Annotated in this window: 8 protein-coding genes; 4 read left to right on the top strand and 4 right to left on the bottom strand. The window is 71.8% G+C overall.

Annotation, left to right across the window (positions count from 1 at the left end; translation table 11 throughout):
* Positions 1-735, bottom strand: a 735-nt coding sequence (locus tag EAO72_RS23820; RefSeq protein ID WP_148021999.1) for an ABC transporter substrate-binding protein, incomplete at its 3' end; no start/stop codon positions are given.
* 174 nt (positions 736-909) lie between these two features.
* Here EAO72_RS23820 and EAO72_RS23815 point away from each other — a divergent pair.
* Complete coding sequence (locus EAO72_RS23815) at positions 910-1,353, top strand: SCO4402 family protein (RefSeq protein WP_148019301.1); 444 nt, start codon at positions 910-912, stop codon at positions 1,351-1,353.
* 42 nt (positions 1,354-1,395) lie between these two features.
* Entirely contained in the window at positions 1,396-2,274 is an 879-nt protein-coding gene (gene purU, locus EAO72_RS23810; RefSeq protein ID WP_148019300.1) for a formyltetrahydrofolate deformylase, read from the top strand.
* A gap of 4 nt (positions 2,275-2,278) precedes the next feature.
* On the opposite strand, the gene EAO72_RS23805 is transcribed toward purU, so the two are convergent.
* Entirely contained in the window at positions 2,279-3,595 is a 1,317-nt protein-coding gene (locus EAO72_RS23805; RefSeq protein WP_148019299.1) for a maleylpyruvate isomerase N-terminal domain-containing protein, read from the bottom strand.
* The gene (locus EAO72_RS23800) at positions 3,592-4,209 is read right to left on the bottom strand and encodes an RNA polymerase sigma factor (protein ID WP_148019298.1); all 618 of its coding nucleotides are present in this window, start codon (positions 4,207-4,209) and stop codon (positions 3,592-3,594) included. Before EAO72_RS23800 ends, EAO72_RS23805 begins: the two co-directional genes overlap by 4 nt.
* Before the next feature lie 313 nt (positions 4,210-4,522).
* Between EAO72_RS23800 and EAO72_RS23795 the strand changes: the two genes are divergently transcribed.
* Both EAO72_RS23795 and EAO72_RS23790 read left to right on the top strand, forming a co-directional pair.
* On the top strand, positions 4,523-4,897 hold the full coding sequence (locus EAO72_RS23795; RefSeq protein ID WP_148019297.1) for an STAS domain-containing protein: 375 nt from the start codon (positions 4,523-4,525) through the stop codon (positions 4,895-4,897).
* Positions 4,898-5,000: 103 nt separating this feature from the next.
* Positions 5,001-5,522 carry an EF-hand domain-containing protein gene (locus tag EAO72_RS23790; protein WP_148019296.1) on the top strand — a complete coding sequence of 174 codons (522 nt, stop codon included), beginning with the start codon at positions 5,001-5,003 and terminating at the stop codon, positions 5,520-5,522.
* A 544-nt stretch (positions 5,523-6,066) separates the two neighbouring features.
* Here EAO72_RS23790 and EAO72_RS23785 read toward each other — a convergent pair.
* Positions 6,067-7,605 (bottom strand): class I adenylate-forming enzyme family protein, encoded by a 1,539-nt coding sequence (locus EAO72_RS23785; RefSeq protein WP_148019295.1) that lies wholly within the window; start codon positions 7,603-7,605, stop codon positions 6,067-6,069.
* Positions 7,606-7,663 lie beyond the last annotated feature (58 nt).

The raw sequence follows: 7,663 nt of genomic DNA, 5'->3' as shown, positions 1-7,663 counted from the left end.
CCCCTTCAGATTGCTCACCGGTGCGGTGGCGGCAGGGGCTCTGCTGATGGCCGGCTGCGGTGTGCTCCCTGGGGCCTCGGGGGACTCCAGGGAGCCCGTCACCGTCATGACGTGGGCCCCGAGCGGCGCCTCGGTGAGGCCGGTGTTGAGGAGCCACGCCTGGCTGTCGCCGGCCAGGGTGTCGGGACGCACCAGGGAGACCTCGTCGCAGGTGGCGGCCAGCTGCTTCGCGTTGCCTGCCAGGAGCGCCGACTGGCCGCCGGTGACCGGGTAGGACATATAGCTCCGGAACTCCTCCTCGGAGGCGCCGTAGCCGCCGATGTAGGGGATCCCGGCGACTTCGAGCGGTGCCATGAACGCCCGCCCGTGCCGGCTGTAGGAGCCGAGGACCGCGACGGCCTTCTCCTTGACGGCCCGGCGGGCGCAGTTGCCCGCGCCGATCGAGCTGTCCTGCTCGTCGCAGGTGACCACGCGCAGTTCGTGCCCGTCGATCCCGCCCTCGCCGTTGATCCAGCGGGCGTACGTCTGCGCCATCGCGGTCATGCCGGCCATGTTGGCGGCGTCCGGCCCCGAGGCGCCGCTCGGGGCCCACGTCATGACGGTGACGGGCTCCCTGGAGTCCCCCGAGGCCCCAGGGAGCACACCGCAGCCGGCCATCAGCAGAGCCCCTGCCGCCACCGCACCGGTGAGCAATCTGAAGGGGCGGGGGGAGAGGGGGCGTCGCCGTCCGGTCATGAACACAGACACTTCCCGTCCCCGGGTAACGCCGCAGTGTGCTCCGTTCAACGTTCGGTGACGGCCAGGTGAATTACAGGGGGCCGTACGGAGAGCCGGAAAGGGAACGTACGATCGACAACCGTGCAGCAAGGTTCCGAGAACTCTTCCCGTCGCGGCCGTCGCTCCTCCACCATGGGCGGCATGCCGCTCAATGACATTCCGTGGTGGCGCTGGCGCAGCAACGTGCGCTCGGCGCTGCACATGCTCTCCGACCCCGTCTTCCATCACGAGTGCTGGCTGGCCGGCCGGGAGGGATACGGCGACGTCACCGACGCCGTGTACCGCCTGGTCGAGGACACCTGGCTCGACAACTGGTCCGCCGAGAAGTACGTCGGCACGGTCTTCCGGGACTCCGGTGAGGCGGCCCTCGTCGACGTCGCCGTGCTGCGGGTGCTGCGCATCATGCACCAGGTCGGCGCGGATGCCCCCGTCTCCGCCTATCTGGAGCACCACGGCTGGCCGGAGGCCGTCAGGGCCGCCCGCGAGGCCCATGTGCTGCTCGCCACGAACGACGGCGAGGACCCGGACGTCCCGCCGCGCTCACTGGACGTGCTCCGCATCATGACCAGGAGCTGAGAGGCCGCCTCGCGGAGGTCGACGGTGTGGCACGCTACGGGGATGACCGCGCCGCAGCCTGCTGACACCGCCCCCGAGCAGTACGTCCTCACTCTCTCGTGCCCCGACAAACAGGGCATCGTGCACGCCGTGTCGAGTTATCTCTTCATGACCGGCTGCAACATCGAGGACAGCCAGCAGTTCGGGGACCACGACACGGGTCTGTTCTTCATGCGCGTCCACTTCTCGGCGGACAGCCCGGTGACGCCGGAGAAGCTGCGGGCGAGCTTCGCGGCGATCGGTGACTCCTTCCGGATGGACTGGCAGATCCACCGCTCCTCGGAGCGGATGCGGATCGTGCTGATGGTCAGCAAGTTCGGCCACTGCCTCAACGACCTGCTGTTCCGTTCCCGGATCGGCGCCCTGCCGGTCGACATCGCGGCGGTCGTCTCCAACCACACGGACTTCGCCGAACTGGTCGCCTCGTACGACATTCCCTTCCGCCACATCCCCGTGAACAGGGAGAACAAGGCGGAGGCGGAGGCGCAGCTGCTGGAGCTGGTACGGGAGGAGAACGTGGAGCTCGTCGTCCTGGCCCGCTACATGCAGGTCCTCTCGGACGATCTGTGCAAGCAGCTCAGCGGCCGGATCATCAACATCCACCACTCGTTCCTGCCGAGCTTCAAGGGCGCCAAGCCGTACCACCAGGCGCACACCCGCGGGGTGAAGCTCATCGGTGCGACGGCGCACTACGTCACGGCCGACCTCGACGAGGGGCCGATCATCGAGCAGGAGGTCGAGCGGGTGGGCCACGGCGTCACGCCGGACCAGCTGGTCGCCATCGGACGCGATGTGGAGTGCCAGGCCCTGGCGCGTGCGGTGAAGTGGCACGCGGAGCGGCGCATCCTGCTGAACGGCCGCCGCACGGTCATCTTCGCCTAGGGCCTCAGAGCCTGCTGAGCGAGGCCGCCGCGAAGAGCACGTCCCGGATCGCCTCGCGGTCCCCGCGCTGACCGGCGGCCGCCTCCACGGGCGGCACGTGCCCCGCCACCAGCTGGCAGAACTCCACCCCGTCCAGCGCGACCTGCGCCACCGTGTGATCGGGCGATCCGAGGGCGGCGGGGGAGTCCAGCGCGATGTACCAGTTGCCGCCGCCAGAACCCTCGACCTCCAGATGGAGCGAGCGGCCCGGCGACCCGGCCGTCACCAGATGGCGGGCCGGACCGGCGAGCCCCGCCCGGCGCCGTTCGGCCAGGGCCGCCGGCAGGAGGCGCGCGGCGAGGTCGATCATCCGGTGCAGATGGGCGGCGGAGGGCGGCTCGTACGGGTAGTCCACCGCCTCCGCGATGTCGTCGGCGTGCACCCAGCACTCGAAGGCGCGGTCCAGCATGGCGTCCTGCAACGGCAGGGCGAAGTCGCCGTAGGAGACGGAGAGCTCCGAGACACCGCGCCCCGCGAAGGACACGGTACGGATCAGGGTGTGGCTCTGGTCGCGCCACGGTTCGCGGACGGTGCGGGTCGGCGGACGCCGGGCGGCCGACCAGTACGTCTCGGTGCGGGGCGTGGGGGCCAGCGGCAGTCCCGAGCCCCGGCGCGGGGCATCGGGGACACTCTCGGCGAGCGGGTCGTCGAGACCGAGGGCGGTGCTGACCAGGCCGTCCACGGTCATCAGATGACCGATGACGCCGGCGACCGTCGTCTTGCGGTTCACCCCGTGCTCGCCCTCGAACCACTTCAGCCGGACCGGGGCGTGCCACTCGGAGTCACCGATGTCGCGCAGCAGCGCGTCCAGCCGGGCCGTCTCCGCGTCGTACGGGGACGCCCACTCCGGCACCGGGATCTTGGCCGGCCGGCGGCTCAGGCAGTTCTCCAGCACCCGGCTCCGGAGCATCGGATCCAGGTCCAGGCTGCGGTCGGTGTGCAGCAGGCCGACCGCGTCCCGCAGGCGCAGCGCCTCGTCCGCGCAGGGGGCGCACTCGGTGAGGTGCTCCTCGACGGCCTCGGTCTCCGCGGCCGAGCACGCGGTCAGCGCCCAGGCTCCGAGGAGGGCCTTCAGGACGCCGTGCGGGAGCTTCGGGGCGGGCTGTCCGGCGTCGGGTTCCTGGGTCACGGGGACGGCCTTCGGTGGCGGGACGAACCGGTCGGGGTCGAAGTCGTCGGCGGCGGCCCGGGGGCCCGGTATGCGCCGGGCGCCCCGCACCTCGTCGTCCCGTCCGTCTCCCCCGCGCCCGCCCTCGTCGCGGCCGTCCGGGTCGTCGGTCACAGCGGCCGCCCGTATCCGGGCGGCGAGGAGCCCTCCAGCGGACGGGTGTGCGCGGTGGACAGCAGTTGCAGCCCGAGCCGCAGCCGGCGCCGCGCCTCGTCCTCGGTGACGCCGAGGTCGGTCGCGGTCTGCCGGTAGTCGCGGCGCTGGATGTACGCGAGCTCCAGGGCGGCCCGCAGCGGTGCGGGCATGGACGCGACGATGTAGTCGGCCCGGGCGGCCGCCGTGGCCAGCCGCACCCGCTCCTCCAGATCGGGCGGCGCGATGCCGGCCGCGCCGTCCCGGTCGTCGTCCCCGTGTCCGCCGTACTCGTCGTCCGTGCGCGGGGCGGCGGTGCCGCGCAGCCGCTGTACGGATTCGCGGTGCGTGAGCCGGGCGACCCAGGCGCGCATCGAGCCCTGCTTGGGGTCGTAGGCGTTCGGGTTCTCCCACACGTACCCGAACACCTCGCGGGTGACGAGGTCCGCGGCGCTCTCGTCGTCGAGCATCCGGCTGGCCTGGCTGTGGACGAGGGAGGCGAACCGGTCGTAGAGCTCGCCGAGGGCCGCGGCCTCGCCGCGTGCCAGCCGCTGCTGCATGCTGCGGTCCCAGCGGGGTGGTGCGTTTTTAGCCATCCGACCCCCAGCCCTGTCCCGTCAGGGCCTCGTGCCCTGTACCCCTCGTCACATCGAATGTAGTCGGCAAGGCTGACCGAGCACGCCCCTTTGCGGCAAGTACGTCCCCGCGATCGCCCTGGATGGTAGGGAATGCGGCGCCCCACAGGGTCGGAATCGGACCCGAAGTGATCATTTCTGCCCGAAACCGTTCTGGGCCTTCCTGCGGGAGCCGGTGTTTCATGGGGAGTACGCCGGGGCAGCCGCGAGGAGGAACGCAAACTTCCGGATCACTGGAATCCCCCGGGATCCCCGGAACGAGAGGCCCAGTCGCGTGACACTGAGAGTGGCCGAGACCGAGCGGGGCGAGTGGACCGTACTGCACATGCACGGCGAACTGGACCTGGTGACCTCACCCGTCGTCCGCCAGTCCGTCCACGACGCGGTGGCCGTGGGCCGCCACAACGTCGTACTCGACCTCTCCGAGGTCTTCTTCTGCGACTCCAGCGGCGTCAGCGTCCTGATCGCCTCCCGCCGTCTGATGCGCTCCTGCGGGGGCCGGCTGCGGCTGATCCTGCCCGCGCGGGGCGCCGAGGACGGCTCCCACGTCAACCGGGTGCTCGGCGCGCTGGGCGTACGGCGGCTGTTCGAGGTCTACCCGGACTGGGACTCCGCCGTCGACGACGAAGCCCAGCCGCTCTCGGCCTGAACACCCGCGGGCCACGCGCCTCGGCGGACATTAATACCGGGTTGTCACACCGGTGACGCGCGTAAGTGACACGTGACGTCTGCGGGCGTCGTACGCTCCCCGCATGGACAGCGCAGAGTATGAGCGCAAGATCGCCTTCCGCTTCGCCGCCTTCGACCAGGACGGCAACGGATACATCGATCGCGCGGATTTCAGTGCAGCCGCGGCCCGTCTGCTCACCGAATTCGGTACGACGGCCCGCTGCGACAAGGGCCAGGCGCTCTACAGCGGCGCCGAGGCGTTCTGGCAGGGCATGGCGGGCATCGCCGACGTGGACGGGGACCAGCGGGTCACCCGGGAGGAATTCGTGGGCGGCGCGGTGAAACGCCTCCGCGACAGCCCCGAGCGCTTCGCCGAGATCGCCCGCCCCTTCCTGCGGGCGGCCATCGCCGTGGCCGACCAGGAGAACGACGGCGCCGCCGCGGTGTCCGCCGTCGAGCGGGCCCTGCGGGTCCTCGGCGCGAGCGCGGACGCGGCGGCGTTCGCCGCGCAGAGCCTGGACGCGGACCGCGACGGGCGGATCGCGGAGGCGGACGCGGTGGCGGCGTTCGCCGCGTACTTCACGGTGATCGAACCCGACGCGTAGCCCTTGGGCGGGCGGCAGTGGGGGTCCCGGGGCCCTGTGCTGCCCCCTTTCCGGGGTGCGGGGTTCCGTCCTCAATCGCCGGACGGGCTMGYGTGGTGCGGGTCTCCCCGCGGGGTGCGGGTCGCCTGCGCCGGTGGTGGGGGTCCGGGGCCCCTCCGGGGAGATCTCCTCGGACGCCGCACGTTCCGCCGGTACGTGAAGGACCCGGGTCGATGTGCGTCGTCCTGCGGGGACTCCCCTGCACGGCCCCGGACCGGCCGCCTCGCGTCTGCGACAGTCGTCACTCCGGTGTGCYGACGCGGCTGATGCCGGGTGGGGGCGTGCAGGGGAGTCCCCGCAGGAAATGYCGTACGACCCGGGRCGTCTGCGTACCCGGGTGAACACGCCAGTTCCGAGGAGATCTCCCCGGAGGGACCCCYCCCCCACCCACCGGACGTGACGCGCACCCCACGGGTGGCCCGCACCACRCKAGCCCGTCCGGCGATTGAGGACGGAACCCCGCACCCGCGGGAACCCCAGACCGCACCCGCGGAACCCCGCACCGTCAGCCCCCGAACCGCGACCGCAACTGGTACTTCAGGACCTTGCGGAGCGCCTCGTTGCGCGGCAGCGCGTCGACCAGTTCCAGTTGTTCCGGGAGCTTGTGGACCGACAGGCCCTCGCCCCGCAGGTACGCCGTCAGCTCGGGGAGGGTGAGGGGCGCGGCCCCCGGGGGCTGTTCCACCACCGCGCAGACGCGCTCGCCGCGTGACTGGTCCGGGAGGCCGATCACCGCCGCGTCGCCCACGCCGGGGTGGCGGGCCAGGAGATCCTCTATCTCCTTCGCCGAGATGTTCTCGCCCTTGCGGATGATGATGTCCTTCAGCCGGCCGGTGAGCACCAGGTGCCCGCTGGGCCGGACGTGCCCGACGTCCCCCGTGATCAGGAAGCCCTCGGCGTCGAACGGGGAGGCGGCGGCCAGGTAGCCCCGGCAGACCGCCTCGCCGCGCAGGCGGACCTCGCCGTCCACCCCGTAGGGCACCGGCTTGCCGTCCTCGTCGGTGATCCGGATCTCCATGCCCTCGGGCGGCCGGCCCTCCGTCTCGGCGAGCTGTTCCACCGTGTCGTCGGGGGCGCCCATCGTGATCATGGGGACCTCGGTCATGCCGTAGCCGTGGGTGAGCTGGACGCCCATCTCGCGGACCACCGCGTGGTAGAGCTCCGGGGGCTTCGGGGCGCCGCCGCCCGCCAGCAGCCGGAGGGTGGGGACGACCGGGGTGGCCGGGTCCTTGCGCTGCTCGGTCAGGAACATGGAGTAGAACGCGGTGGAGCCGCCCGCGACCGTCACCCCGTGGCGCCGGTAGCCCGCGAGCGCGTCCGGCATCGAGAAGTGCTCGAAGAGGACCGCGGGGAAGCCGTAGAGGAGGAGCATCACCGTGTAGTCCGGGCCGCCGACGTGGGCGAACGGGAAGGCCACCGAGCCGATGTCGTCGGCCGACAGGTGCAGTGCGTGGGCCAGGCAGGAGCCGCCCGCGATCAGGCTGCGGTCGGTGTGCAGCACGCCCTTGGGGTCGGACGTGGTGCCCGAGGTCCAGTAGATCCAGCGCATCGACGTGCCGTCGGCGGGCGGCGGGGGCAGGACGGAAGGGTCGCCGTCCGGGAGAGTGCCGTACGCCTCGAAGATCTGCGGCGGGTGCGGCAGGTCCTCCGACAGGCGGGCGGCCATCGCGGTGTGGTCGAAGCCGCGCCAGGTGCCGGGTACGGCGAAGAACTCCGCCTTCGACTCGCGCAGGGCGAAGCCGACCTCGCGGTCGCGGTAGAAGGGGATGACGGGCGTCTGCACGGCGCCGATCCGGGTCAGGGCGAAGGACAGCAGGACGGTCTCCACCCGGGTCGGCAGCTGCCAGGCCACGACGGTGCCGGGGCGTACGCCCAGGCCGTACAGGCCCGCCGCCACCCGTTCGGCCCGGGTGCGCAGCTCGCCGAAGGTGAGCGTTCGGTCGTCCTGGATCAGGAAGGGCCGCTCCGGTGTCAGGGCGGCCCGGCGTTCGATGAGCTCCCAGAAGGTGCCCGATGCACCCAGGGCGTGTGCGGTCTCGTTCACGGCGAACCCCCCATAGCTGACGGGTAGTCAGATCGTGCGGAGAGCGTAGAGCGCTGCG

Source organism: Streptomyces sp. OR43 (genome assembly GCF_008042275.1).
In the GTDB taxonomy this organism is placed as follows: Bacteria; Actinomycetota; Actinomycetes; order Streptomycetales; family Streptomycetaceae; genus Streptomyces.
This window is presented reverse-complemented; position numbering and strand designations above follow the sequence as displayed.